Annotated in this window: 25 protein-coding genes; 14 read left to right on the forward strand and 11 right to left on the reverse strand. The window is 63.8% G+C overall.

Going from position 1 to position 24,683, the window contains the following annotated elements:
• Position 1 precedes the first annotated feature (1 nt).
• Together H0274_RS10630 and H0274_RS10635 are read left to right on the forward strand one after the other, a co-directional pair.
• Positions 2-1,060, forward strand: a complete 1,059-nt coding sequence (locus H0274_RS10630; protein WP_226795311.1) for a 4-oxalomesaconate tautomerase — start codon at positions 2-4, stop codon at positions 1,058-1,060.
• Positions 1,061-1,158: 98 nt separating this feature from the next.
• Complete coding sequence (locus tag H0274_RS10635) at positions 1,159-2,061, forward strand: amidohydrolase family protein (RefSeq protein WP_226795705.1); 903 nt, start codon at positions 1,159-1,161, stop codon at positions 2,059-2,061.
• Here H0274_RS10635 and H0274_RS10640 read toward each other — a convergent pair.
• From H0274_RS10640 to H0274_RS10650, 3 genes are all read right to left on the reverse strand, one after another.
• On the reverse strand, positions 2,013-3,341 hold the full coding sequence (locus H0274_RS10640; RefSeq protein WP_226795312.1) for an MFS transporter: 1,329 nt from the start codon (positions 3,339-3,341) through the stop codon (positions 2,013-2,015). The two genes, H0274_RS10635 and H0274_RS10640, sit on opposite strands and share 49 nt — an antisense overlap.
• Before the next feature lie 155 nt (positions 3,342-3,496).
• Positions 3,497-4,801, reverse strand: coding sequence for a PQQ-dependent sugar dehydrogenase (locus H0274_RS10645; protein ID WP_226795313.1), 1,305 nt, complete (start codon positions 4,799-4,801; stop codon positions 3,497-3,499).
• Positions 4,802-4,984: 183 nt separating this feature from the next.
• On the reverse strand, positions 4,985-5,947 hold the full coding sequence (locus tag H0274_RS10650; protein WP_226795314.1) for a complex I NDUFA9 subunit family protein: 963 nt from the start codon (positions 5,945-5,947) through the stop codon (positions 4,985-4,987).
• Positions 5,948-6,091: 144 nt separating this feature from the next.
• Between H0274_RS10650 and H0274_RS10655 the strand changes: the two genes are divergently transcribed.
• The 3 genes from H0274_RS10655 to H0274_RS10665 all read left to right on the forward strand — a co-directional run bounded on the left by H0274_RS10655 (position 6,092) and on the right by H0274_RS10665 (position 9,392).
• Positions 6,092-6,904 (forward strand): nuclear transport factor 2 family protein, encoded by an 813-nt coding sequence (locus H0274_RS10655; RefSeq protein ID WP_226795315.1) that lies wholly within the window; start codon positions 6,092-6,094, stop codon positions 6,902-6,904.
• A gap of 112 nt (positions 6,905-7,016) precedes the next feature.
• A complete protein-coding gene (gene ftsH / locus H0274_RS10660) occupies positions 7,017-8,978 on the forward strand; it encodes an ATP-dependent zinc metalloprotease FtsH (RefSeq protein WP_226795316.1) in 1,962 nt (653 codons plus the stop codon).
• 153 nt (positions 8,979-9,131) lie between these two features.
• Positions 9,132-9,392 carry a hypothetical protein gene (locus tag H0274_RS10665; protein WP_226795317.1) on the forward strand — a complete coding sequence of 87 codons (261 nt, stop codon included), beginning with the start codon at positions 9,132-9,134 and terminating at the stop codon, positions 9,390-9,392.
• A 453-nt stretch (positions 9,393-9,845) separates the two neighbouring features.
• Here H0274_RS10665 and H0274_RS10670 read toward each other — a convergent pair whose 3' ends face one another.
• Positions 9,846-10,589, reverse strand: coding sequence for a ParA family protein (locus H0274_RS10670; protein WP_226795319.1), 744 nt, complete (start codon positions 10,587-10,589; stop codon positions 9,846-9,848).
• A 356-nt stretch (positions 10,590-10,945) separates the two neighbouring features.
• Positions 10,946-11,290: a DNA-directed RNA polymerase subunit omega gene (gene rpoZ / locus H0274_RS10675; protein ID WP_226795322.1), complete on the reverse strand. Its 345-nt coding sequence runs from the start codon at positions 11,288-11,290 to the stop codon at positions 10,946-10,948.
• 171 nt (positions 11,291-11,461) lie between these two features.
• Between rpoZ and H0274_RS10680 the strand changes: the two genes are divergently transcribed.
• A complete protein-coding gene (locus H0274_RS10680) occupies positions 11,462-12,661 on the forward strand; it encodes a phospholipase D-like domain-containing protein (protein WP_226795324.1) in 1,200 nt (399 codons plus the stop codon).
• Between the two features lie 109 nt (positions 12,662-12,770).
• Here H0274_RS10680 and H0274_RS10685 read toward each other — a convergent pair whose 3' ends face one another.
• Entirely contained in the window at positions 12,771-14,291 is a 1,521-nt protein-coding gene (locus H0274_RS10685) for a replicative DNA helicase (RefSeq protein ID WP_226795326.1), read from the reverse strand.
• 167 nt (positions 14,292-14,458) lie between these two features.
• Between H0274_RS10685 and H0274_RS10690 the strand changes: the two genes are divergently transcribed.
• The 4 genes from H0274_RS10690 (at position 14,459) to H0274_RS10705 (ending at position 16,680) form a co-directional block, all read left to right on the forward strand.
• Complete coding sequence (locus H0274_RS10690) at positions 14,459-14,941, forward strand: UPF0262 family protein (protein WP_226795328.1); 483 nt, start codon at positions 14,459-14,461, stop codon at positions 14,939-14,941.
• A gap of 39 nt (positions 14,942-14,980) precedes the next feature.
• Entirely contained in the window at positions 14,981-15,679 is a 699-nt protein-coding gene (locus H0274_RS10695; protein ID WP_226795330.1) for a glycoside hydrolase family 25 protein, read from the forward strand.
• 69 nt (positions 15,680-15,748) lie between these two features.
• Entirely contained in the window at positions 15,749-16,165 is a 417-nt protein-coding gene (locus tag H0274_RS10700) for a cytidine deaminase (RefSeq protein ID WP_226795332.1), read from the forward strand.
• A 17-nt stretch (positions 16,166-16,182) separates the two neighbouring features.
• Entirely contained in the window at positions 16,183-16,680 is a 498-nt protein-coding gene (locus H0274_RS10705) for an MgtC/SapB family protein (RefSeq protein WP_226795334.1), read from the forward strand.
• Between the two features lie 857 nt (positions 16,681-17,537).
• Here the strand turns inward: H0274_RS10705 and H0274_RS10710 are convergent.
• From H0274_RS10710 to H0274_RS10725, 4 genes are all read right to left on the reverse strand, one after another.
• The gene (locus H0274_RS10710; protein ID WP_226795336.1) at positions 17,538-18,461 is read right to left on the reverse strand and encodes a hypothetical protein; all 924 of its coding nucleotides are present in this window, start codon (positions 18,459-18,461) and stop codon (positions 17,538-17,540) included.
• A gap of 167 nt (positions 18,462-18,628) precedes the next feature.
• Entirely contained in the window at positions 18,629-19,765 is a 1,137-nt protein-coding gene (locus H0274_RS10715; RefSeq protein WP_226795337.1) for a M14 family metallopeptidase, read from the reverse strand.
• Positions 19,762-20,361, reverse strand: a complete 600-nt coding sequence (locus tag H0274_RS10720; protein WP_226795339.1) for a DUF4136 domain-containing protein — start codon at positions 20,359-20,361, stop codon at positions 19,762-19,764. Before H0274_RS10720 ends, H0274_RS10715 begins: the two co-directional genes overlap by 4 nt.
• A gap of 91 nt (positions 20,362-20,452) precedes the next feature.
• Positions 20,453-21,301 carry a DUF4136 domain-containing protein gene (locus H0274_RS10725; protein WP_226795341.1) on the reverse strand — a complete coding sequence of 283 codons (849 nt, stop codon included), beginning with the start codon at positions 21,299-21,301 and terminating at the stop codon, positions 20,453-20,455.
• Between the two features lie 131 nt (positions 21,302-21,432).
• On the opposite strand from H0274_RS10725, the gene galE reads away from it, so the two are divergent.
• The 3 genes from galE to H0274_RS10740 all read left to right on the forward strand — a co-directional run bounded on the left by galE (position 21,433) and on the right by H0274_RS10740 (position 23,481).
• The gene (gene galE / locus H0274_RS10730; protein ID WP_226795343.1) at positions 21,433-22,437 is read left to right on the forward strand and encodes a UDP-glucose 4-epimerase GalE; all 1,005 of its coding nucleotides are present in this window, start codon (positions 21,433-21,435) and stop codon (positions 22,435-22,437) included.
• A gap of 71 nt (positions 22,438-22,508) precedes the next feature.
• A complete protein-coding gene (gene ykgO / locus H0274_RS10735; protein ID WP_029941846.1) occupies positions 22,509-22,634 on the forward strand; it encodes a type B 50S ribosomal protein L36 in 126 nt (41 codons plus the stop codon).
• A 223-nt stretch (positions 22,635-22,857) separates the two neighbouring features.
• Positions 22,858-23,481 carry an HAD family hydrolase gene (locus tag H0274_RS10740; RefSeq protein WP_226795345.1) on the forward strand — a complete coding sequence of 208 codons (624 nt, stop codon included), beginning with the start codon at positions 22,858-22,860 and terminating at the stop codon, positions 23,479-23,481.
• Positions 23,482-23,617: 136 nt separating this feature from the next.
• Here the strand turns inward: H0274_RS10740 and H0274_RS10745 are convergent, their stop codons facing one another.
• Entirely contained in the window at positions 23,618-23,959 is a 342-nt protein-coding gene (locus H0274_RS10745; RefSeq protein WP_226795347.1) for a CC_3452 family protein, read from the reverse strand.
• Between the two features lie 191 nt (positions 23,960-24,150).
• Between H0274_RS10745 and H0274_RS10750 the strand changes: the two genes are divergently transcribed.
• Entirely contained in the window at positions 24,151-24,618 is a 468-nt protein-coding gene (locus tag H0274_RS10750) for a winged helix-turn-helix transcriptional regulator (RefSeq protein WP_413463478.1), read from the forward strand.
• Positions 24,619-24,683 lie beyond the last annotated feature (65 nt).

Below are 24,683 nucleotides of genomic sequence, written 5' to 3' on the forward strand. Positions count from 1 at the left end.
CATGAAATCGGCACCCGTCATGTGGATGCGTGGGGGTACCTCCAAGGGGGGGTACTTCCTCGCCAGCGACCTGCCCGCCGATGTGGCTGAGCGCGATGCCTTCCTGCTCGGCGTGATGGGCAGCCCCGATCCGCGCCAGATCGATGGCATGGGCGGCGCCGATCCGCTGACCAGCAAGGTAGCCGTGGTGAAGAAGAGCAAGCGGGAAGGGATCGATGTCGATTACCTGTTCCTGCAGGTCTTCGTCGATCAGGCCATCGTCACCGATGCGCAGAATTGCGGCAATATCCTTGCGGGCATCGGCCCCTTCGCCATCGAGCGGGGTCTGGTATCCGCCACGGGGGACGAGACCAAGGTCTCGATCTTCATGGAGAACACCGGCCAGGCCGCCGTCGCCACAGTGCAGACGCCGGGCGGTGTGGTCAGCTACAAGGGCGATGCCCGGATCGATGGCGTCCCCGGCACCCATGCGCCGATTCCGCTGGAATTCCGCGACACCGCCGGTTCTTCCTGCGGGGCGCTGCTGCCCACGGGCAATGTGGTGGATGTGATCGAGGGCGTGGCTTGCACGCTGATCGACAATGGCATGCCCTGCATCGTGATGAAGGCGCAAGACCTTGGCGCGACCGGCTATGAAACCCGCGAGGAGCTGGAGGGTGAAGGCTTTGCCGCGATCCGCGCGAAGATCGAAGGCATCCGCCTTGCCGCCGGGCCGCTGATGAATCTGGGCGACGTGAAGGAAAAGTCCGTCCCGAAGATGTTTCTCGTCTCGCCGCCGAAGAATGGCGGGGCGATCAACACCCGCAGCTTCATTCCCCATCGCGCCCATGCGACCATCGGCGTGCTCGCCGCGGTCAGCGTGGCGACGGCCAGCCTGCTCAAGGGTTCGCCCGCCAACGATGTGGCACAGCTTCCCGAAGGCAGCCGCAAGACCCTGTCGGTGGAACATCCCACCGGGGAAATGAGTTGTGTGCTGGAAGTGAACGACGCCGGGGAAGTCACCAGCTCCGCCCTGCTGCGCACCGCGCGCAAGTTGATGGACGGGGTGGTGTTCGCCTGATTCAATCATCCTCGTCATTCCCGCGAAGGCGGGAATCCAGATGGCGAGGGGAAGCAAACTGGATCCCCGCCTGCGCGGGGATGACGAAAGTGGAAAAGATGACCGATCGCATCATCAGCTGGCATGCCAACCCCTCCAAGCCGAAGTTCACTCCGCCCCCGGGCGCGGTAGATGCGCATTGCCATGTGTTCGGCCCGATGGCGCAGTTCCCCTTCAGTGCGAAGGCGAAGTATCTGCCCGAGGATGCCGGCCCGGAAATGCTGTTCTCGCTGCGCGATCATCTGGGCTTCGACAAAAATGTGATCGTGCAGGCCAGCTGCCACGGCACCGATAATTCCGCCACGCTCCATGCCATTGCGGCTTCCAACGGCAAGGCGCGCGGCGTGGCGGTGGTCGATCCGGCCATTCCCGAGGAAGATCTGCACATGCTGCATGATGGCGGCATGCGCGGCATCCGCTTCAACTTCCTCAAGCGGCTGGTGGACGATGCGCCGAAGGACAAGTTCCTTGAAGTGGCCAGGCGCCTGCCCGCAGGCTGGCATGTGGTGATCTATTTCGAGGCGGACATTCTGGAAGATCTGCGCCCCTTCATGGACGCCATCCCCGTGCCGATCGTGATCGACCATATGGGCCGCCCCGACGTGACCCAGGGCCCGGACGGCGCCGATATGAAGGCGTTCCGCCGCCTGCTGGAAAGCCGCCCGGACATTCACTTCAAGCCCACCTGCCCCGACCGGCTGGATGGCACCGGCGATCCGTGGAATGCCTTTGCCGAAGCCGTGGCGCCGCTGGTGGCGGATTATTCGGATCGCTGCATCTGGGGCACGGACTGGCCGCATCCCAATATGCAGGACAAGATTCCCGACGATGGCCATCTGGTGGACATGATCCCCCGGATCGCACCCACGGCGGAACTGCAGCACAAGCTGCTGGTGGCCAATCCGATGCGGCTCTACTGGGCCGACAGCGAAGGCGACGCGGTTCCCCCGCCCGCCTCGTAAGCGCGGGACAACAGGCGATACTGGCGTGAGTTGAAGGCGATCAGCGTCATCACCACGCCCAGTATGCCGGTTACCGTGAACACCACCGCCATGCCGCGTTCGGGCCCGGTGCCATACCAGTGGCCGATGGCCTGAGCCCCCGCGCCCGTGGTCATCAGCGGGATAAACACGAACTGGGTCAGCGGGCCGATCAGGAAGGCGGTGAAGGGCGATGCCGCCTGCTCCACCGATTGCGCGAAACCGAAGACGCGCCCCTGCCGCTCGAACGGGACGACGCGTTGCAGCGCCGTCTGCTCCGCCGCCTCCGCATAGGGGTTGAGGAACAGCCAGATCAGGCAGGCCACGATCAGCATCGGGATCGACGACTGAAGCGTGAAGACCGCCGCCACGGTCCAGATGATCAGGTTCACCAGCAGAAGGGTGCGCAAGGGGCGCGGCCCCAGGCCCCAGCGGGCAATCGCCATTCCGGCCAGAATGAAGGCGCAGGAAACGAAGGCCCACAACATGCCCCATTCCTCCACTTCCATCAGCGACAGGCCGTATCCGTCCATCAGCGCCATGAACACGCCGCCCAGCAGATTGTTGAAGGCGGAAAAGCCGATCAGCGCGAACAGGCCGGGCACCGCGCCCACGATCCGCACCGTGCCGCGCAGGTCGATCCGGCGCGGTTCGCCGGAAACCTCGGATTGCGGCGCCGGCTCGTCCAGCCGCAAGGCCAGCAGGTGAAGGAAGGCGATTGTCGTCAGCACCAGCGCGAAGATCAGCGTCGCCAGCATTCCGCCCCAGGCCACCAGAAAGCCGCTGATCGCCGATGTGATGACGAAGCCCACCCCCGTCACCATGCCGACCAGCCCATTGGCCTTGTCACGCCTATTTTCCGGGATCATCGCCGTAACCAGCGTGGGCAGGGCGATCATGCGGATATTGCCCGCGATCACGCCTGCCATCACCAGCAGCACGAACAGCCATAGCTGCGCGCCATAGACATCCTCGAAGGCACGTTCGGGCACCAGGGCCAGCGCGCCCAGCGATGCCGCATAGAGCGCGAAGGACGCCGCGCTGGAGATCAGCATCACCGATCTCTTGCGATGATGGTCCACCAGGCTGCCGAACCAGATCGCCCCGGCGGCCGTGAATACCAGATAGATGCCGCCGATCATCCCGGTGGCGAAAACGGACTGCGTTTCCAGAAACACCCAGAACACCAGCGCGAACCACACGGTGAAATTGGTGATGTTCTGAACCAGATTATTGGCCAGGATCAGGTGGAACGCGCGCATGGTTACGGGCTCTGCATGGAGGGCACGCAGAGATGGCTGGGCGTGGTTCCAAAGGCAAGGCGATTAGGCGGCTTGCCTTTGGGGCATGTAAGGATGTGCCGGTGAGGCGAAGCCCGCTCCTCCCCCGGAGGGAGAGGAGCATCGGGCAGAAACGCTTACTTGCCGGGCGTCAGCCGCAGCATCGCGCCTTCTTTCTCGTCCGTGAGAATGTAGAGATTGCCGTCCGGGCCCTGCCGCACATCGCGCAGGCGCTGCTTGAGGTCCTGCAGCATCGCTTCCTGCTTGCCGGAAGGATTGCCCTTGGCATCGAATTCCACGCGGACCAGCGACTTGTTCATCATGGCGATGATCAGATTGCCGTCCCAGCCGGGGAACTTGCGGCCGTGATAGAAGGTCAAATTGCCCGGATTGGACGAAGGCGGGCCCCAGACGGCCAGCGGATCGACAAAGCCTGCCTCGCCCTTGATGAACTTGGCGGGCGTATCGTCATAATGATGGCCCTGGGTGACATCCATCCAGCCGTAATTCTGGCCGCGCTGGATGCGGTTCAGCTCGTCGCCGCCGCGTGGGCCGAATTCGGTGGACCAGATCTCGCCGAAATCGGGATCGACCGTCAGGCCCGTGGGGTTGCGGTGGCCCGTGGTCCAGATTTCCGGCTTCCAGTCCTTGTCGCCAACATAGGGATTGTCATCCGGCACGGAGCCGTCATCGTTGAGGCGCAGGATCTTGCCGAAATGATTGTCGGACTTCTGCGCCATTTCGCCATAATTGCGCTCGCCGCTGGCGATGAAGAGGTATCCTTCGCCGTCAAAGGCCATGCGCCCGCCATAGCTGCCATAGACCGGACCCTGGCCGCAGCATCGGGCCGGCACCGGCTCCTTGCCGAACCAGGCATCGGCCACGAAAATGTCCTTCACGTCGGACAATTGGTGGCTACCGTCCCACTTGGCGCGCAGAACGGCCAGGGTGGTGTTCTTCGGATCGGCCGGATCGGCCTTGGAATAGCTGAGATAGATCAGGCGATTCTTCGCGAAATTGGGGTGCAGCACCACGTCCATCAGCCCGGCGAGGCCGACATTATAGATTTCCGGCAGGCCCGCGATCGGCGTGGGATCCAGCACACCGGCCTTGCTGACGATGCGCAGGCGGCCCGGCCGCTCGGTCACCAGCATGTCGCCACCTGGCAGGAAGGCCATGCCCCAGGGGCGTTCCAGCCCCTTGGTGACGACTTCCACATGGACCTTGGCCTTTTCGGTCTGGAAATCCCACGGACCTGCCCCCAGCGGAGTGGGCAGGAAAGCGCTGGGCGCGGGCTTGGGCGCATCGCCTTCATTCTCGGAAGGGGCTGCCGGAGCTGCCGGAGCGGCGGGGGGCGCAGGCGTAGTATCGTTTTGCGCCGCAACCATCGCGCCCGTGCAGGCAAGCGCGGCACCCATTGCCAGACCAATGACCCGTTTCATGATATTCCCCTCATCCCAGCCCGGACCGGTTATTGCCCCCGTCCGGCATTTGCGTGCGAACGGCCCGCTGCTGCGCGGTGCCTTATGCGCTCTCATTAAGCCTTTGGAGCGGCGCGCACAATCGGGGGATTGAAGGGGAATTGCAGAATTGAGAGGCGGGCGCGCCGCCCCCAGTTCAGTCCATCAGCCTTCGGTGTGCTTCACCGCGCTGATCTTCGTGCCGAAGCGGCCATGCTTGCGATAGCGGACCATCCATTTGTCCATGAACAGATCCAGCGGCTTGGGCACGACGCCCAGCGCCTTGAGGCCCGGCAGCTTGCCGGAAGGAACACTGCCCGATTTGAGCATGATCCACTGATCGCGATTCATCGGCGTGCCGGGCAGGGCGGCGAACAGCGCGGACATCGCATCGGGCATATCCAGCAGCAGGGGGCTGCGTTCCTGTCCCTTGGCGATCATGCGGTGAAGCTGGCCCATGGTGATCGCTTCGGGACCGGCGATCTCATAGGTCTTGCCGCCATGCGTCTTCGGATCGCCCAGCGCATTGCCGATGGCCTGCGCGGCATCGTCCACCCACAGCGGCTGCACCTTCGCCTCCGGTCCGAACACCGGCAGGACCGGGAAAGCGGAAATCAGCCCGGCAAACAGGTTCACGAACTTGTCGTCTTCGGCAAACAGCACGCCGGGGCGGATGATCGTGGCCTTCGGGAAGGCGGCGATCACGGCGGCTTCGCCTTCCGCCTTGGTGCGGGCATAGGCAGCTTCGGAGGCGGCATCGGCGCCCAGCGCGGAAACCAGCACGAAGCTTTCCAGCCCCGCTTCGGCGGCGGCCTGCGCGGCAGTGCCGGCGCCCTTGGCCTGAATGGAAGCCAGATTGCCGCTGAAGGAACCGACCAGATAGATGGCGGCATCCGCCCCGGTCAGCACCGCGCGAATGGTGTCAGGCTTGGTCACATCGCAGGCGACGAACTGGATCTGGCCCAGATTGCCCAGCGGCTTCAGCTTGTAGGCGCGTTCCGGGTGGCGGCTGGCGATGCGCAGGCGTGCGCCGCGTGCCAGCAGATCCTGCGCCAGATGCGTGCCAACAAAGCCCGTGCCGCCCAGCAGCACTACCAGTTTTCCGTTCAGCGGGTCGCGTTTCGCCATGCCAGTACCGTTTGCCTTTGCCTGCGAGTCCAGTTTCGCGCCCGGCAATGCAACAAGCGCCGCTTCCCCGCAAGCACGCGATTGCGCCGGCGCTTTCCATATTCGGATAGCGCGGCGATAGTGTGAAAAAGGGGAGAGAAGCCAATGCTCGATTACGCAGCCTATGTGGGCCTGTTCAACACCGGCGATGATGAGGAAGTGATCCGGCGCTTCTATGCCGATGATTGCGTGATGCTGAGCGCCAGCGGCGCGCGCCATGGCAAGCAGGGGCTGCGCGAATTCCTGGCCTGGGCGCATGACGGCGTGCGTGAAGTGATCCGCCCGCAGGCGGTGATTTCGGACGAAAGACTGCTGTTTGCCGAAGTGGACATGGATTTCCACGCCAGCAAGGAACGGCCCGATTTCCCTTTCGGCCCCATGTTCCCCGGCGATCTCATCACGGTGAAGTTCTTCGCCAGCTATCGCCTGGACGATCACGGCAAGATCGTGGAGCTGAAGACCATGGTCTGGCCACCCGAACAGGGGGTCAGCAAGCTGCCGCGCCTTGGCGCCCATGCCAGCCAGATCGCGGCCTTCCGGGCCTATGGCGCGGCTTTTTCGGCGGCGGATTTCGTTCGCTGGCCCAAATTCTACACTGACGATGTCGTGTTCAGCCTCCACTCCTTCGGTACGTTCGAAGGCAAGCAGGCCATTGTCGATTTCTACCGCCCGGTGTTTCAGGACATTCGCGAGGAAGTGATCTTCGAAAGCATCGAGGCCAGCGATCATCATATCCGCGCCGTGGCCACCAGCCGTTTCACGGCCCTGCGCGATGCGCCCGATTGCGTGCTGGGGCCCATGCGCAAGGGCGATGTGATCATCGCCCCGGTGATCGCCCAATATACGCTGCGCGACGGGCTGATCTGCCGCATCGAAGTGACCCGCAACGGTGAACGCGGCTATGAACCGGCTGCTTGATGCGACACCGGTTGCGACATAGCGGGCGGACAAAATGCCCAATGGCACAGCTCAGCTTGCCATTCGGCCCCTGCTTCCTACATAATCGGAAGTTGAAAGGCAGGACTTACCGATGAGTGACGGACCCGATCCCAACCGCGACCCCGATCGCGAGCCGGGTGGCAATCCCTGGATCAAGAATCTCGCCGTATGGGGCGGGATTTTCCTGGCCCTGCTGCTGATCGTTTCGATGTTAGGCGGCGGCTCTGCCCAGCAGGGCAGTTCGATGGCCTATTCCGATTTCCGCGCCAAGGTTGCCGAAGGCAGCGTGGAGCGTGTGCAGATCGGGCCGGAGCGGATTTCCGGCATTCTCAAGAACAAGGAGCCATTCACAACCGTTCCGGTGGCGAATGACACCGATCTGCCGCGCCTGCTGGAAGCGAACGGCGTGAAGTATGAAGGCGCCGCCCCGGCGGAGCCGAACCTGCTGCTTGCCATTCTGGTGAATGCGCTGCCGTTCCTGCTGATTCTGGGCGTCGCCTATTTCGCACTGCGCCAGATGCAGAAGGGCGGCGGTTCGGGCGCGATGGGCTTCGGCAAGTCCAAGGCCAAGCTGCTGACCGAACGCCATGGCCGCGTGACCTTTGACGATGTCGCCGGCATCGACGAAGCGCGTGAGGAACTTCAGGAAATCGTCGAGTTCCTGAAAGACCCGCAGCGCTTCTCCAAGCTTGGCGGCCAGATTCCCAAGGGCGCGCTGCTGGTCGGTTCGCCCGGCACCGGCAAGACCCTGCTTGCCCGCGCGATTGCGGGTGAAGCGGGCGTGCCCTTCTTCACCATTTCCGGTTCGGACTTCGTCGAGATGTTCGTGGGCGTCGGCGCCAGCCGCGTGCGCGACATGTTCGAACAGGCCAAGAAGAACGCGCCCTGCATCGTCTTCATCGACGAAATTGACGCCGTGGGCCGCCATCGCGGCCATGGCCTCGGCAATTCGAATGACGAGCGCGAGCAGACGCTGAACCAGCTCCTGGTGGAGATGGACGGCTTCGAGGCCAATGAAGGCATCATCATCATCGCGGCCACCAACCGGCCCGACGTGCTGGACCCGGCGCTGCTGCGCCCCGGCCGTTTCGACCGGCAGGTCGTGGTGCCGATCCCGGACATCGAAGGTCGCGAGAAGATCCTTTCGGTCCATATGAAGAAGGTGCCGCTGGCGCCCGACGTCAATCCGCGCACCATTGCGCGCGGCACGCCGGGCTTTTCCGGCGCGGACCTCGCCAATCTCGTGAACGAGGCTGCCCTGCTGGCCGCGCGGCGCAACAAGCGCCTGGTCGCCATGCAGGAATTCGAGGACGCCAAGGACAAGGTCATGATGGGGGCGGAACGCCGCTCCATGGTGATGACCGAGGAAGAGAAGAAGATGACCGCCTATCACGAGGCCGGCCATGCGATCGTCTCCGTCCACGAACCGGCTTCCGATCCGATCCACAAGGCCACCATCATCCCGCGCGGCCGTGCGCTGGGCATGGTGATGCGCCTGCCGGAACGCGACAGCTATTCCTACCACCGTGACAAGATGCATGCGAACCTCTCGGTCAGCATGGGCGGCCGCGTGGCGGAAGAACTGGTCTTCGGGCATGACAAGGTCAGCTCGGGCGCAAGCTCCGACATTTCCTATGCCACCAGCCTTGCCCGCAGCATGGTCACCAAATGGGGCATGTCCGACAAGCTCGGCCCGCTCCAGTATGAAGACCAGTATGAAGGCTATCTGGGCATGGGCGGTACGCAGCGCACCATGACCTCGGACGAGACCAACAAGCTGATCGATGCGGAAATCCGCGGGCTGGTGGACGGCGCGCATGAGCGCGCGCGGACCCTGCTGACCGAACATCGCGACCAGCTGGAACTACTCGCCCAGGCGCTGCTCGAATATGAGACGCTGAGCGGCGAGGAGATCACGCAGCTGCTGGAAGAAGGCAAGATCGACCGCCCTGAAAAGCCCTCGGGCCCGGCAGTCGTCCGCCCGGTGCATGGTTCTGCCATTCCCAAGGCGGGCAAGCGTTATTCCGGCGGCACGGCCCCGCAAGGCGCCTGATTCACTTCGCTCGCTCCACCCCCGCGGGTGGGGCGAGCCGGGCCACTAAAGCGGCGGGTGGGGAAACCCTGCCCGCCGCTTGTCCGTTAAAGGCAGGGGCGGGACGTGCCTGCCCTGTCAAAAATCCCGAACAGACCCACAAGGGAGAATGCGATGAAGAAGCTGATTCTTGCCGCCCCGATCCTTGCACTGGCGCTGGCCGCCTGCTCGCAGGAAACGGAAGACAAGGCCGATACGGCGCTGGATCAGGCGGGCGATACCGCCGAAGCCATGGGCGACACGGTCGGCTCCGCGGCGGAAGATGCCTCACAGGGCGTGGAACAGGCCATTGATGCGGCGGAAGATGCCGCCAGCGATGCTTCCGACGATGTGCATGACGCTGTGAACGACAAGACTCCCGCTTCAGCCGAGTAATCCGCGCGCGGGCATTCGATTGCCCTTGCTGCTATTACGTCATTGCGAGGGCGGAAGGCCCCGTGGCAATCCAGCGATGCACATTGCCTCTGGATTGCCGCGCGGCTTCGCCGCTCGCAATGACGAGCAATTCTTAACGAAGGCTGGGCCCTAGGCGGCGTGGACAAATTCCAAAGTTAACGGCCGGCCGCTTTCGGCGGGCTCATGCGAGCGCAGGAACGACCGGATTGGGGTGGTTGGCGGGACCGCTCTGACCCGTCATGCTGAACTTGTTTCAGGATCCATTTGACCGGATTGAGCGGCAGTCCGTGGGGAGAAATGGATGCTGAAACAAGTTCAGGATGACGATAGTGCAAACGTCCGCAATGTTGTCGCGTCCGGAATGGCAGCTTTTGGGCCAAAAATGGCCTGGCAGCGGACTTTGAGGCGCACGATTGAATTGGTCCACGCCGCCTAGCTCGCCCCCAAATCTTCGAGCTTCGCCTCTATTGCTTGCCACAATTCGGCAAAGGCCACGGCGCCGGGCGAAGTGGGGGCGAAGCTGCCCAGCGGCGCCTGCCGTTCCGCCACCTGTTCGATCGCGCTGCTCATCGGGATGACCGGCCAGTCCGGCATGCCTGCCCGAAGCTGCTTGTGCAGGCCCCGGCGTGCATCGAGCATGGATAGGACCGGCAGGATCGGGGGATGCTGCTTGTGGTTGGCAGCCAGTTCCTTGCGAATCGCCTGCAATGCCCGCTGTGACAGGGGCGAGGGTGGCAGCGGCACGATCACAACATCCGCCGCGCGGATCACCTGGGCGGAAATCTCGTTCAGCACGGGAGGGCAGTCCAGAACGATGCGCTCATATTTTCCGGACAATTCCGCCGCCAGCTTTGCCAGCCGCTTCTTCTTGCCCAGCGCCAGCAGGCTGTGCTCCAGCCCGCGCAGGCTGTCATCGGCGGGCAACAGGTCCAGCCCCCAATAGCCGCTGGGCAGGATCATCGCCTCCGCATCTTCCTTGCCGCGGAAGATGGTGACGGCGCCCTTTTTCTTCGTCTTGGGTTCCACCCCGAACAGAAAGGCCGCTCCGCCTGAGGGGTCGAGATCCCACAACAGGGTGCGCTTCTCTCCGATCACGGCGGATTGCCAAGCCAGATTGGCGGCGATGGTGGTTTTGCCCACGCCCCCCTTCACGCTGTAAACGGCAATCACGGCCATGTCGTTCTCCCCCTGCGGCGATGCAGGAGAATACTTTGTTACACTTCGGTGACACTATTCAAGCAGGATGGATGAGCAGTCACGCGCCGGTCATGGGAAGTGGGGCCATTGAACACTTCGGTTGCCAGACATGTTGCGGCCGCCTTCGTCATGCTGAACCTGTTTCAGCACCGATCTCTCCCCACAATCAGCAGCCCGATCAGGAGAAATGGGCCCTGAAACAAGTTCAGGGTGACGGTTGGGCAGCATTATCGACCACCTCTGCCATCGCGCTTGAACCGAATGTTATAGCCAAAGCAAAAGGGCCGCACCTTGCGGTGCAGCCCTTTGATCGTGGCAATCTTCGGTGGGGAAGATCAGCCGTCGTAATCGGCGCCGATCGAGGTCGAGCGGGTCGGGGCGGCGGCGGTGATGCGCAGCGCCTCGGCCGACTGGCTCAGCGAACCGATTTCGTCCGCTTCATCCTCATCGTCAGGCAGGACGCGCTGCAGCGACTGGGTGAGCGATTCCTTGAGGTCGCGGGGGCGGACGGTCTCTTCCGCGATTTCGCGCAGGGCGACCACCGGGTTCTTGTCCCGGTCGCGATCGACAGTCAGCTCCGCACCGCCGGAAATCTCGCGCGCACGCTGCGCTGCAAGCAGGACGAGATCGAAACGGTTGGGAACCTTGTCGACGCAATCTTCGACGGTAACGCGCGCCATAGGGCACTCCAGTGAAAATGAATCTGCCGGGAAAGCTCCGCAATTAGGTTCAGGGGCGCCGGAAGTCAAGGAAATGCCGCCCGAGCGCCCCGCCGCCCGGCCGCAGCGGGGCGGGGACGGGGCGGGGGGCGGGCTTGCCCCTGCCGGGCCACTATGCTCTTTGCCTGTCTTATGGAGAGTGCCCGCCCCGAACCCGAAGGTGGAGCCGAAGGCGCGGCACCCTATCGCGATCCGGAACCGTTCTCGATTCGCGCGCAGGGCCAGCAACTCACTTTCTACCCTTCGGGCGGAGACCGGCTGGCGGCGCTGCTTTCGCTGATCGAGGCGGCGCGTCATACGTTGCGGCTCTATTACTACATCTTCGCCACGGATCAGTGCGCCGAGAAAGTGCGCGATGCGCTGGCCGCCGCCGCCCGGCGCGGAGTGACGGTGACGCTGATCGTGGACGATTTCGGTTCCACTGCCGATGCGAAGTTTCTGGCCCCGCTGACCGAGGCCGGCGGCATGGTGCAGCGTTTCAGTTCCCGCTGGGGCGTGCGCTATCTGATCCGCAACCACCAGAAGATGGCGATCCGCGATGGGGAGGCCGCGATGATCGGCGGCTTCAATATCGAGCAGGCCTATTTCGACCCGCCGGAAAAGAATGGCTGGAACGATCTGGGCGTGCTGGTGGAAGGCGATGCGGTGAAGCGCCTGTGCGACTGGTTCGACCTGCTGGACGCATGGACCGACGATTCGCGCCGCGTCACCTTCATGGATGCGCGGCGACAGGTGCGCGAATGGCAGGCGGGCACCGGCCCGGTGCGCTGGCTGGTGGGCGGCCCTTCGCGCACGCTCAGCCCCTGGGCGCGCAGCGTGATAGTGGACATCGCCCTGGCAACGCGGCTGGACATCATGGTCGCCTATTTCTCCCCCCGGCGCGGGCTGGTGAAGCGGATCGGCAAGGTGGCCCAGCGCGGCGAGGCGCGGCTGCTGCTGGCCGCCAAATCGGACAATGCCGCCACGATCGGCGCGGCGCGCGCCAATTACGGGCGGATGTTGCGCCGCGGCGTGGAGATCTACGAATTCGAGCCGTGCAAGCTGCACGCCAAGATCTTCGTGGTGGACGATGTCACCTATATCGGCTCGGCCAATTTCGACATGCGCAGCCTCTATCTCAATCTGGAGATCATGCTGCGGATCGAGGACAAGGCGCTGGCGGAAAGGATGCGGAGCTTCATCGCGGGGCATGTGCCGCATTCCACCCATGTCACGCGCGAACTGCACCGCCAGAGGCGCACGGCCTGGAGCCGCATCCGCTGGAGCCTGAGCTGGTTTCTGGTGACGGTGCTGGACTACACCGTCACGCGCAGGCTGAATCTGGGGCTGTAGGTTTCCTGATCGTCATTGCGAGCGGCAAAGCCGCGCGGCAATCCAGGCCCCGCGTTCAACGCTCTGGATTGCTTCGTCCCTGGGGTCCTCGCAATGACGAGGCCTATTCTCACTCGTAATCGTCGTAGGCGCGGCTGCTTTCCGCAAGGTCGGAGAATTTGGTGATCTCGCTCTGGAACTGCAGCGGGATATTGCCGGTGGAACCGTGGCGCTGCTTGGCCACGATCAGCGTGGCGCGGTTCACCAGATCGCTGTGGCGCTGTTCCCACTCACTATATTTCGCCTCGGCATCAGCATTGGCGAAACCGTTCGGCCCCGGCCCGTCGGGCTTCAGGGCGTTGTGATAATATTCGGCGCGGTAGATGAACCACACCATATCGGCGTCCTGCTCGATCGAGCCGGATTCGCGAAGGTCGGAAAGCTGGGGCCGCTTGTCCTCGCGCTGTTCCACCGCACGGCTGAGCTGGGACAGGGCAATCACCGGCACGCTCAGTTCCTTGGCCAGTGTCTTGAGGCCCCGGCTGATTTCGGAGATTTCATTCACGCGGTTGTCGTTCCCCCGGCCGGTGCCCTGCAACAGCTGGAGATAGTCGACCACGATCAGCCCGATATCGTGCCGCCGCTTCAGCCGCCGCGCGCGGGCGCGCAGGGCGGCGATGGAAAGGGCGGGCGTATCGTCGATATACAGCGGCAGTTCGGCAAGGCGCTGCGCGGCGAAGGACAGTTTCTGGAACTGGTCGCGGCTGATGCGGCCCATGCGCAGGGCTTCGCTGGAAACCTCGGCCTGTTCGGCAAGGATACGCGTGGCCAGCTGATCGGCGCTCATTTCCAGGCTGAAGAACACCACGCCCGCGCCCACCGATTGCTCGATGCCCATCTCGCGGTCGTTCAGCAGCCGCTCCGCGCAGTTGAAGGCGATATTGGTGGCGAGCGAGGTCTTGCCCATGCCCGGACGCCCGGCGAGGATGATAAGGTCGGAATCGTGGAGGCCGCCGATCTTCTCGTTGATGCTGACAAGGCCGGTGGTCTTGCCCGAGATATGGCCGCCTGAATTGATCGCCGCCTCGATCTGGCTCAGCGCCGTATGGGTGGCGGTGCGGAAGCTGGAAGCCTCGTTGGCGGTCGCGGCGCCTTCGGCCACTTTGTAGAGCGCGGCTTCGGCATATTCGATCTGCTTGAGCGGTTCGACGCTTTCCGATGTGTCGAGCGCATCTTCCACCAGAGTGCGGCCGACGTTGACCAGCTCGCGCAGCAAGGCCAGGTCATAGATCTGGGCGGCCAGTTCGCGCGGGGCCAGCAGGCCCTGCCCGTCCGCCGTCAGCCGCGCCAGATAGGCGACGCCGCCCAGTTCCTTCAGTGCCTCGTCCGCTTCGAAATAGGGGCGCAGGGTAACCGGCGTCACTACCGCGCCGCGATCCAGCAGGGTCAGGATGCGCTCATAGATGCGCTGATGCACTGGCTCGAAGAAATGGTCCGGCCGAAGCGGGGTGGAAAGCTCCTCGATCACGCGATTGTCGATCAGGACCGCGCCGATAAAGGCCGCCTCCGCCTCGATATTGGCTGGCAGGCTGCGGGCCTGCGGTTCGGAAGGCGCAGCGGCAGGGGAACGGATCAGGAGGTCTTCGGACATCGCGCTCTCATGCGCATGGCAGGCGGCGGGGCGCAAGCCGGAACGGGGTATGGTGGCTTGTGGATATCGGGGATGGAGCAAAAACCTTCGGCCCGGCCGGCCCGCCGCCGAGGGGCATCTCCAAATTCCTTGCCGCCTCCCCTGCCGGGTGCGAAAGGATCGGGAACATGGACGACCACCGCATCAGCCATATCGATCTCGACGAGGCGACGATCCTGTGGCGCAACGCGGATATCGAACAGGAACGGCGGGTCGCCATCTTCGACCTGATCGAGGAGAATCGCTTCAAGCCGGTGCGTGCCGCCGCTGCCGGGCTGACCGGGCCCTGGCGCCTGCGCCTTTCCGTGCAGGACGGGCGGCTGGCGATGGATATTTCCGACGATGCGGGCAATCCGGTGGAAACGCTGCTGCTGGGCCTCGCCCGCTTCCGCCGCCCGATCCGCGAATATTTCGCGATCTGCGATTCCTACTATCAGGCGATCCGCAAGGCTTCCGCGCAGGAGATCGAAACGATCGACATGGCGCGGCGCGGCATTCACGATCAGGCAGCGCGGCTGCTGCTTGAACGGCTGGAGGGAAAGGTGGAAACGGATTTCCCCACGGCCCGCCGGCTCTTTACCCTGATCTGCGTGCTGCATATCAAGGGGTAGCAGGAGCCGGAGGGTTCCCAGGCGAAAGGCGATTCCCCGATGGGCCGAAAGAAGCGATTTCCCACGCGCTGGCGCGTGATGGCGGCGCTGTTGCTGGCGGCGCTGCTGGGCGGCGCCTGGCAATGGTGGGAGTTCATTCACTGGACTCCGCAGCGCGAAGCCTATCCCGTGCAGGGCATCCTCGTCAGCGCGGAGGATGGGCGGACCAGCTTTGCCGCCTTCAAGGCCATCGGCGCGGATTTCGCCTATCTGGAGGCGTCAAGCGGGGCTGTCCGGCGCGATCCCGCCTTTGCCCGCAATCTGGCGGCAGTGCGCGCGGCGGGGCTGCAATTCGGCGCGGTCCATCATTACGATCCCTGCATCCCGGCAGACCGGCAGGCGGCCAATTTCGTCACGGTCGTGCCGCGGGACGACAAGCTGCTGCCGCCCGCCATCGAGCTGGATGAAACGGCCGACGAATGCGAAAAGCCGGTTAGCGATCAGGCAGTGGAAAGCGAGCTGATGACGTTCCTCAATCAGGTGGAAGGCCATGCGGGCAAGCCCGCGCTGCTGAAGATCTCCGAGGAGTTCGAGCGGCGCTATCGCCTTGCCACAGCGATCGACCGGAACCTTTGGCTGACGCGGGACCGGTTCGAGCCGGACTATGCCGGGCGGCCATGGACCTTGTGGACCGCGAATTCCGCGCTACGCTCCGAAGCGAGCCCGGCGCCGGTGCGCTGGGTGGTTGTGCAGCCTTGATCGGGTTCGTCCTTGCGCGCGAAGCCAAGCAAGGGCGAGAAGATGACATAAAAGGGAAGGTGCCTGGTTATGAGCGACGATTCCGACCGTGACGAGCTGGTGATCGCGGCCAAGCGCGCTCAGGAAAATGCCTATGCGCCCTATTCCAAATTCCGCGTGGGCGCGGCTTTGCGCTTTGCCGACGGCACGATCGTGACCGGGGCCAATGTGGAGAATGCCAGCTATGGCCTGTCGCTCTGCGCCGAGGCCATGGCGGTGGCCAAGGCGATGAACGAAGGCCATCGCGGCGGGCTGGAAGCCGTCGCGGTGATCGGATCGGGCAAGCAGCCGATCGCGCCCTGCGGACGGTGCCGGCAGATATTGTTCGAGCTGGCCGATCTGGGCGGCACCGATCCGCTGATCTGGTGCGCCAGCAAGGAAGAGGCGGAAGGCGTGCTGCTGTCCGAACTGTTTCCCCGCGCCTTCGGGCCGGGCAGTCTGGACTGACAAGGCAGGGCCGCGCCATGCTGCTCAATCCTGCCATTCCGCTGGGTGCGATCGATGGCGATCTGCTGCTGCGGCTGGGGGCGGCTGCGCTGATCGGGCTGGCGCTGGGGCTGGACCGGGAAATACGCGGGCATGAGGCGGGAATGCGCACGCATGGGCTGGTGTGCTTTGCCGCCGCCACCATGACGGTTTCGGTCATCGCGCTCTATTTCCAGCTTGGCGTGCCCAATCCCGGCAGCCGGATGGACCCCTTGCGTATCTTCGAGGCGGCAGGCTCTTTCGTGGGCATTATCGGGGCGGGGCTGATCGTGTTCAGCAAGGGGCGCCTGCATAATCTGACGACCGCCGCCAATCTCTGGCTTGCCGCCGTGGTGGGCATTGCCTGCGGGGCCGGGCAATGGCCGCTGGTGCTGCTTGCCAGTGTCATCGGTCTGGTGATGATCAGTGTGCTGCGGGTGATGGAAGACAAGGTAGAACTGAAGCGGGCCCGCCGCGACCTGACCGACGACCGGTAGGGGCGCGGGGGAGGCTGGTTCTCCCCTTGACATTTATAACCTATTTGGTTATATGCACGCCCATCCTGCATCTCAAAACAGGATATGGAACCGGGAGTGCGGCTCGGCCGGCTTGCCTTCCCCTCCTTCGCGGGTGTCCCTGCTTTCCGGCAGGGAAATGTCACTCCCGCACCGCGGCCGGCGCTCATGCGTCAGGGACAGGCCCCGCAAGGCCGGTCCAGCCGCCGGATCGGATATGGCGCGGCATCAGCCGCGATGGAAGTGCGCCCCGTGCGAGCCCGCCCGCGCTTCCCAGCCGCTCCGGACAGGGCCGAGCCTTGGCGCGCAGCGGAACAGGCGCCAAAGCCATTCGCAAGATAAACCTTCCGTACTGCCCCCGGCGCATTGCCGGCCGCGCGGTTCCTCTGCTTTTCCCACGGCGTTACGTCCGGGCTCGCCGCCGGATGAGAGGGTGTGGATGCGCCCTGCCCAACCCAACCTTCGTCATTCCCGCGCAGGTGGGAACCCAGTTCACAGGTTGCTGCTGGGTTCCCGTTTTCACGGGAATGACGAGAAGGGGGGATAATCGCAAACCCCGTGAGCCCCTGCCTGCGCAGGAGCGCACATCAATCCTCCAGCCACTCCGCCAGCGCGGCTAGGCAGTCGCGCGCGAGCAGCTTCGAGCGTCCGGGGCTCACGGAGGGTTTTCCCGTCCCAAGGCTTGGTGTCGATCCAGTCCGCAAAGGGATCGTGTCGGCGCTTGTCCGCTGGAGCGAGAATGTAGCGGGCGACATTGTGCGACGACATGTCGTGGTTGATGACGAGACTTTCGATCAGGGTCCGCGCCACTGCGTCGCGGTTCGCTGACCCGCGCGACCTCACCAATCACGCCACGCGTCAATTTCCTCGGCCAAGGCCTTCTGTCGCGCGACAAATGCCATCTCTTCCAACACGGCGCAGATGTCCTCCCGTTCTTCAGTCTCGATCACACCACCTGCCCGTTCGTCGGCGTCGTTGAACCACTGAACCGTTTGCTTGAGAACCTTCCGGACCTCCGCCTTGCGCGGTTTTGAACCCAGCTTTTGGATGGCGAGACAGGCCTCCCGGATCACCTTGCGCGCAGCGTTAGCGAACTCTTCTGGCGGGAAGGGTGGCGATGGCGACCAATTGTCGAAGGGTGTCTCAGCGAGAAGCTGATCCCAGGTCAACTTGCTCAGCCTGGTCCGGTATCGCTCTTCTTTGGCTGCCCGTTCCGCCTCTTGCTTTGCATTGTTTAACTCGTGCTCGTGGACAAATGCAGCCCGATCATTCGACCAACGCCATTCGCCTTCCGCTGCATAATTGGCCGCGTGGATGGTCGAAAAGCGGGAACCGGGAGCAAATTCGAATATCCCCTTGGCGAAGGATCGTTCGGCACGGGAAACCGCCAGCTGCCCAAGGTAGCTCAGTTCATTCAGATCCTTTTCCGGTTCCCACCAGTCGCGGTTTACTCCGAAGATGGCGGGCCTGCCTGTATGCGCAAAACGATGCTCGTTAACGATCGAGCTTGCCCGCACAGCGTTTAAGGCAGGCGCCTCAGGCCAGATGCCATCAAGCACCGCAACGGCAACCTGCTTGTCCGTGGCTCCGAGAATCTTGAAGGCTGCATATCGCCCGGTCTCCGGCGGTGCGAACTCTGAATAGGGTTTGGTACGAAATGCGTAAACCTGCCCCTCGTCTGGAGCGGATGGCAAGGGCAGGTGTTTTCCCCCGCCTTCAGCGGACGTTCGCCTGAACATTCGCGCAATCAAGTTTCTTGCCATTCGCTCGCCTCAGGATTTTGCCACCAATAAGATGACCAGTGCCGCTTGGAAGCTAAAACCGGCTACGGCCTGTTCCGTATTAAGTGAACCGAGCGAACGCCCTCACAAGCGGCAACATGCTCCGGATCGGCACTTTTGCCTTGCCGAGTTGGTAACAGTCCAAGGCGCTACCCCTCCAGCCACTCCGCCAGCGCGGCCAGGCAGTCGCGGCCCAGAATCTTCGAGCGTTCCGCGCTCCAGCCCTGCTGCGTGCAGGGCAGGTCGTCATTGTCCTTGAACGGCATTTCCAGCGTCATCGAACAGGCGCCATAGCGTTCGGCGAGCTGATTGGTGGACATGGTGAGGTTCGCCTGCCCGGGCCGCGCGACCGGATAGCCCTTGGCGGTCTGGAAATCGGGCGTGCGGCGCTTCAGGATCGAACGATAGCGTTCATAGGCCGCGCCCAGTTCGTCGGTCCAGGACGGGATGCCTTCGAAGCCGGCCAGGAACACTGCCGGGATCGCCTCGTCCCCATGGACATCCATGGCAAAGTGCACGCCGGTTTCGTCCATTGCATTGCGCAGGGCCAGCACTTCGGGGCTCTTTTCCGCGCTGGGCTGCGCCCATTCGCGGTTGAGGTTGATGCCTGCTGCATTGGTGCGCAGATGGCCGCGCCGCGACCCGTCGGGATTGGCGTTGGGCACCACATGCAGGCGGCATTTGGCGCGCAGCACGCGGCCTACGGGATCGGCGGGATCGGTCAGGCATTCCAGCGCCCCTTCCATCCACCATTCGGCCATGCTCTCGCCCGGATGCTGGCGGGCATAGAGCCACACCTGCGTCTCGCCTTCGCCCATTTCCAGGCAGTCGATCGGCTGCCCGTCCAGCGTGGTGCCCAGCACGCGGTGGCTCACCCCTTCATAGCAGGCGGTTTCCGCCACCAGATCGTGATGCCGCTCCATGGAAAAAGGCGCGAAATAGGCAAACCATGCCGTGCCGCCTTCGGGCGTGTAGCGGATGGTCAGCGTGCCGTTCTCTTCCGCCCGGTCATAGCTGGTGTCGGTGCGGCCCCAATAATCCCGGTCTTCCGAAACGCAGGCGCGATAGCCGGGCCAGCCATCGGGATAGGCCGAGGCATTCAGCCCGGTGATCTTCAGCACCAGTTCGCGCCCTTCGGCCCCCGCCACGCGGAAGTGGAACCACTGGAAGAAGTCGGATTCATGGTCCTTGCGGATCGCCAGCTTCGCCGTGGCGCCGGAAATCTCCAGCACTTCGATATTGCCGGCATCGAAGGCGGCGTCGATTCGAATGGGGTTGGAACTCACTTCACTTCTACCGTTTCACCATTGTTGCCGGGAAAATCGCTGAGCAGGGCCGCCGCCATGCGGGGCGCGCCAAGCGGGGTCTGGGCCAGCGGGGCACTGGCGCTGACCGTGAAATTGGCGCGGCCTTCCCACAGGGTCTGGCCGCTCGCCCGATCGCGGATCGTCACGCTCAGCCGGGTGTTTACCCGCGCCTTGGGCTTGCCGGAAAGATCGATGCCGATCCCCAGCCCGACGCCCGAGCCATAGCTGCCCACCGATGCGCCGCCGCCCACGGAAACGGGGCTGCGCTCTCCACCAGGCTGCATCGTTGCGCGTTCCAGCCGCACCATGGCCACCTGCGCGCCGGTGCCTTCAGGCACTATCTGATAGCCGAGCCGCGTCAGCTCCCGGGCAACGGCCTGATTGTAGGTCGCCAGTTCGAGCGATTTTGCGTCCAGCCCCGGTGCGGCTTCCACGGCGATAGTGCCACGGCCCAGCTGCGCGGCGCCCTGATGGAAGCGGGTGACTTCCACCGGGCCCACAGGGGTCATGCAGCCTGCCAGGCCCAACAGGGCGGCGGATGCTGCGGCGAGGATGGCAATGCGCTTGCTGGTCATTCCGTGCCCCTCCCTGGGCGGTTGCCGCGATTCTGGGTGGAATGGGGCCAGGATGCAAGGGCGGTGCGCACAGGCGCGGTTTGCCGGCGGCCTAGCGCTGAGTGAAGCTCTCGCCATTCTTGCCGGGGAACTTGCGGAACAGCGCCTCGGCCAGTTCGGTGGCGATGGCCTGCCCGGTCCAATTGTCGCTGCCGTCGCGCGTGGCGATGTCGGCCCGGCCTTCCCACAGCGCGGCGCCATTTTCGCCATTGCGGATGCGGACTTCCAGCCGGGTGGAGAGCAGGGCCTTCTTCGGCTTGGTCAGATCGATATTGATCCCCAGCCCCATCATATTGCCGCGATTGGAAACGCCCACTTCCATTTCGCCGCTCACCGGCTTGCGCGGAGCTTCAGGCGGCTGCGCCACGCCGTGGGTGATGCGCAGTTCCACAACCTGCCCCTCGCCCCCGGTGGCGGGCTGGGTTTCATAGCCGGCCTTCACCAGCTGATCGATTACCGCCGCCTCGAAAGTGGCATTCTCGCGGTCGTCGCCGCGCGCGCCCAGTGCCGGGGAGGCGGAGGGCTGGGGCGGGCCATAGGAAGATCCGCGGTCCTCTGCCGGGGCATCGGGCGGGGGCATGTCGTCATAGGCGCGGCTGCCGGGCCTTGGCCGGGCGCCCTCGTTGGAAAGGACCACCACCTTCACCGGGCCATGGCCCAGCGCCTTGGCCGCATCGCCTTCCACCACGAAGCGGCTGACTTCCACTTCGCCCTCGATGTCCTTCTGGCGGGGGGAGGAAAGGCGCGAGGAGGGGCTATCAAAGCCGGAGGAGGGCCTGCCCCATCCGCCATCCCACACCGGCGGTCCGGCCAGCGCGGGAACCGCCTGGAACAGCGCCAGAGTGGTGAGGGCCGCAAGGCCGCCGCGCAGGGCATGAGAGCGTGAGGGGAAATGAGGCATGGCGATCCGAGGGTCCGGTCTGTTCTTGAGTGGCCTGCTTCACCTATGCTCCGGCGGATTGCCCGGTTATGAACCGCTTCTTTCCTAAATCATTGACCAAACGGTCATCCAGCGATGGTAGCAGCCGATCCATGACCAGACTTCCCGTACTCGTGACCGGCGGTGCCGGCTATATCGGCAGCCACGCCGTCCTCGCCCTGCTCGACGCGGGCTGGGACGTTACCGTGATTGACAATCTCACCACCGGCTTCCGCTTCGCCGTGCCCGATGGCGTGGCCTTCCATGAAGGCGACATAGAGGACGCGGCGCTGATGGCGCGGATCATCGCGGAACGGGGCATTGGCGCGGTGATGCATTTCGCAGGCTCGATCATCGTGCCCGAATCGGTCGAGAACCCGCTCAAATATTATCACAACAACACGGCCAAGAGCCGGGCCCTGATCGAATCGGCGGTAAAGGGCGGAGTGAAGCATTTCATCTTCAGCTCTACCGCCGCGACATATGGCATTCCCGAAGTCTCCCCGGTGAACGAGGACAGCCCCAAGCTGCCGATCAATCCCTATGGCATGTCCAAGCTGATGACGGAGATCATGCTGGCGGACACGGCCAAGGCTCATCCGCTGAATTATTGCGCCTTGCGCTATTTCAATGTGGCAGGGGCCGACCCCGCCGCCCGCAGCGGCCAGTCCACGGCGGGCGCCACTCACCTGATCAAGGTCGCGGTGGAGGCTGCTCTGGGCAAGCGCGCGAATGTGCAGGTCTTCGGTACGGATTACGATACGCCCGACGGCACCGGCGTGCGGGACTATATCCATGTTTCGGACCTTGCCGCCGCCCATGTGCTGGCGCTGGAGGAACTGATCGCCAGCCCGGATCAGTCGCTCACCATGAATTGCGGCTATGGCCGGGGCTTCTCGGTGCTCGAAGTGCTCGATGCGGTGGACCGGGTGACGAATCGCCGGATCGAACGAATCATGGGCCCGCGCCGCGCGGGAGACCCCGATTCGCTGATTTCGGACAACCGCCGGATCAAACAGACCCTTCCCTGGGTGCCTCAGCATGCCGATCTGGACCAGATCGTCACCCATGCGCTCGCCTGGGAGCGGAAATTGAGCGAAATCCGTGGGGAAGGTTGACTTGGAAGCCCATCGCCCGTAACGGCGCGGCTTCAATTTTCAGCGGGTAATCCCGCAGACGAGATAGAGCCATGAAGATTCGCAACAGCCTCAAGTCGCTCAAGGACCGCCATCGGGATTGCCGCGTGATTCGTCGCCGTGGCCGGACCTATGTGATCAACAAGACCAACCGTCGCTTCAAGGCGCGCCAGGGTTGATGTCTGCCTCGCTGCGGCTTTGCCGTGGCGGGATTTGAAGAGAGGCCCCTGCGAAAGCGGGGGCTTTTCTTATGCGTGTTTTCCGCGTGTTACTTCGGGTGATTAGTGGAACTTCCGACTCGCTCCCCCACCCGGCCATCCATTCGGATAATCGCTTGGGTGGCCGGGTGGGGGAGCGGGATGGCACAGACTCCGGCAGCCCAACATTAGATCCAGGTGACTCATGAGCCAGACTGCCGCAAAAATAGACGCCGTCGTGTTCGATGTCGGGCGGGTGCTCTATCACTGGGATCTGCGCCACCTGTTCGAAAAGCTGATCGACGATCAGGAGGAACTGGACTGGTTCCTGCGCAATGTCGTGACGGAAGAATGGCATTTCGAACATGACCATGGCCGCGCGCTGACGGACATGGTGCCGGAACGGATCGCGCTGTTCCCCGATTACGAAGCGCATATCCATGCCTATGCCACGCGCTTCAACGAGACTGTGCCGGGCCCGGTGGAAGGCTCGATCGAACTGGTGGAGGCGCTGCACGCGCAGGGCGTGCCGCTTTATGCGATCACCAATTTCGGGCACGAATTCTGGGGCGCCTTCCGGCCGGAACGTCCGGTGTTCGACCTGTTCCGCGATATTGTCGTTTCGGGCACGGAGAAGCTCGCCAAGCCCGATCCGGCGATTTACCGGCTGGCGGAAAGCCGCTTCGGCCATGCACCGGAGGCGATGCTGTTCATCGACGATAATCCCGCCAATATCGCCAGCGCGCGCGAATGCGGCTGGAACGGCCACCTCTTCACCGATGCCGCCACGCTGGAAGCGGAGCTGAAGGCACTGGGCCTGCTGGGCTGAGGCCCCCGGAAAGACGGCCCTAGAAAGAAGGGCCCCCGCGTATGATCGCAGGAGCCCTCCTCTGATCCCGGCCGGGGATGGGGGGCAGGAGGCCGGGATCGAAACCTGTCAGCTGTTGCCGGTTACCAGCGGCTCTTTAGCTGTTGCAGCGCATCAGGCCGGTCTGGTCCAGCATATCATCGCCCTTGGTGAAGGCGGCGATGGGGCCCACTTTCTGGGCAAGGCGGGCGCATTCCAGCTCGGCCCGCGAACCGCCCTTGGTGCCGGTGCAGCTCGATTCCGCGCAGGTCCAGATCACGCCGTTGAGAATCTCGCGGCGCGGCGCCGCCAGCGGCGAGGCAAGCTCCGCGCGATAGAAGGCGCCGTCCGCGGCAATGGCCGGTGCGGGAGCGAGTCCGGCAAGCGTGCTAGCCAGAGCGAGAGTGGAAAGGGTCATGGCGCCTCTGGCGCGCCGTGCAGCAGTAACGAAACGGATCATGGCAGAATCCCCTCTCAACGGACCGCCCGGGCAAAGGCTCGACGATCCATATCCAGTTGCGAATTGCTACCTATATAAATAGGTTTCCAGTTGCAACTTGAAATATATTGCGCTTCGCCAATTGTGCAGGCGATTAGGCGCTGGACTGACGGGAAGAGGATGGAAGTCTGCGGGAACCTTTATCAGACGTAGTGGCATGCGGGCTGCCGCAAGCGCTGGAAGTCATGGGCGAGCGTTGGTCGTTCATGATCCTGCGCGCGGCGTTCAACAAGCTGTGCCATTTCGAGGAATTCCTCAGCGAGCTGGGCATCGCCCGCAACATATTGTCCAACCGTCTCGCCAAGCTGGTGGAGCACGGTGTGCTGAAGCGCGAGCCTTGCCCGGAAGACCGGCGCAAGATCGAATACAGGCTGACCGAAAAAGGCATCGATCTGCTGCCCGCCATGCTGGCCCTGCGCCAGTGGGGCGAGAAATATACGATGCAGGAAGCATCGAATCCGGTGCTGGTCGATTCGCGCGACTGGCTGCCGATCGCCCCGATCACCATTCACGGCCATGACGGGCGCGAGCTGGGCTATCACGAACTGCGCTGGCAGGATCGTTCGAAGCTGGGCCAGAATGGCGATCTCGAAAGAGGCCTGACCGGCCCGAACCTCTAGGGCCGGCCGACACTCAGCTCAGACGGAGCCGGAAGCGCGGAGAACCGCCCCTGGCAGGTTTACAG

The sequence above is a fragment of the Fulverythrobacter ferritrahens genome (genome assembly GCF_020539485.1).
GTDB classification, from domain to species: domain Bacteria; phylum Pseudomonadota; class Alphaproteobacteria; order Sphingomonadales; family Sphingomonadaceae; genus Andeanibacterium; species Andeanibacterium ferritrahens.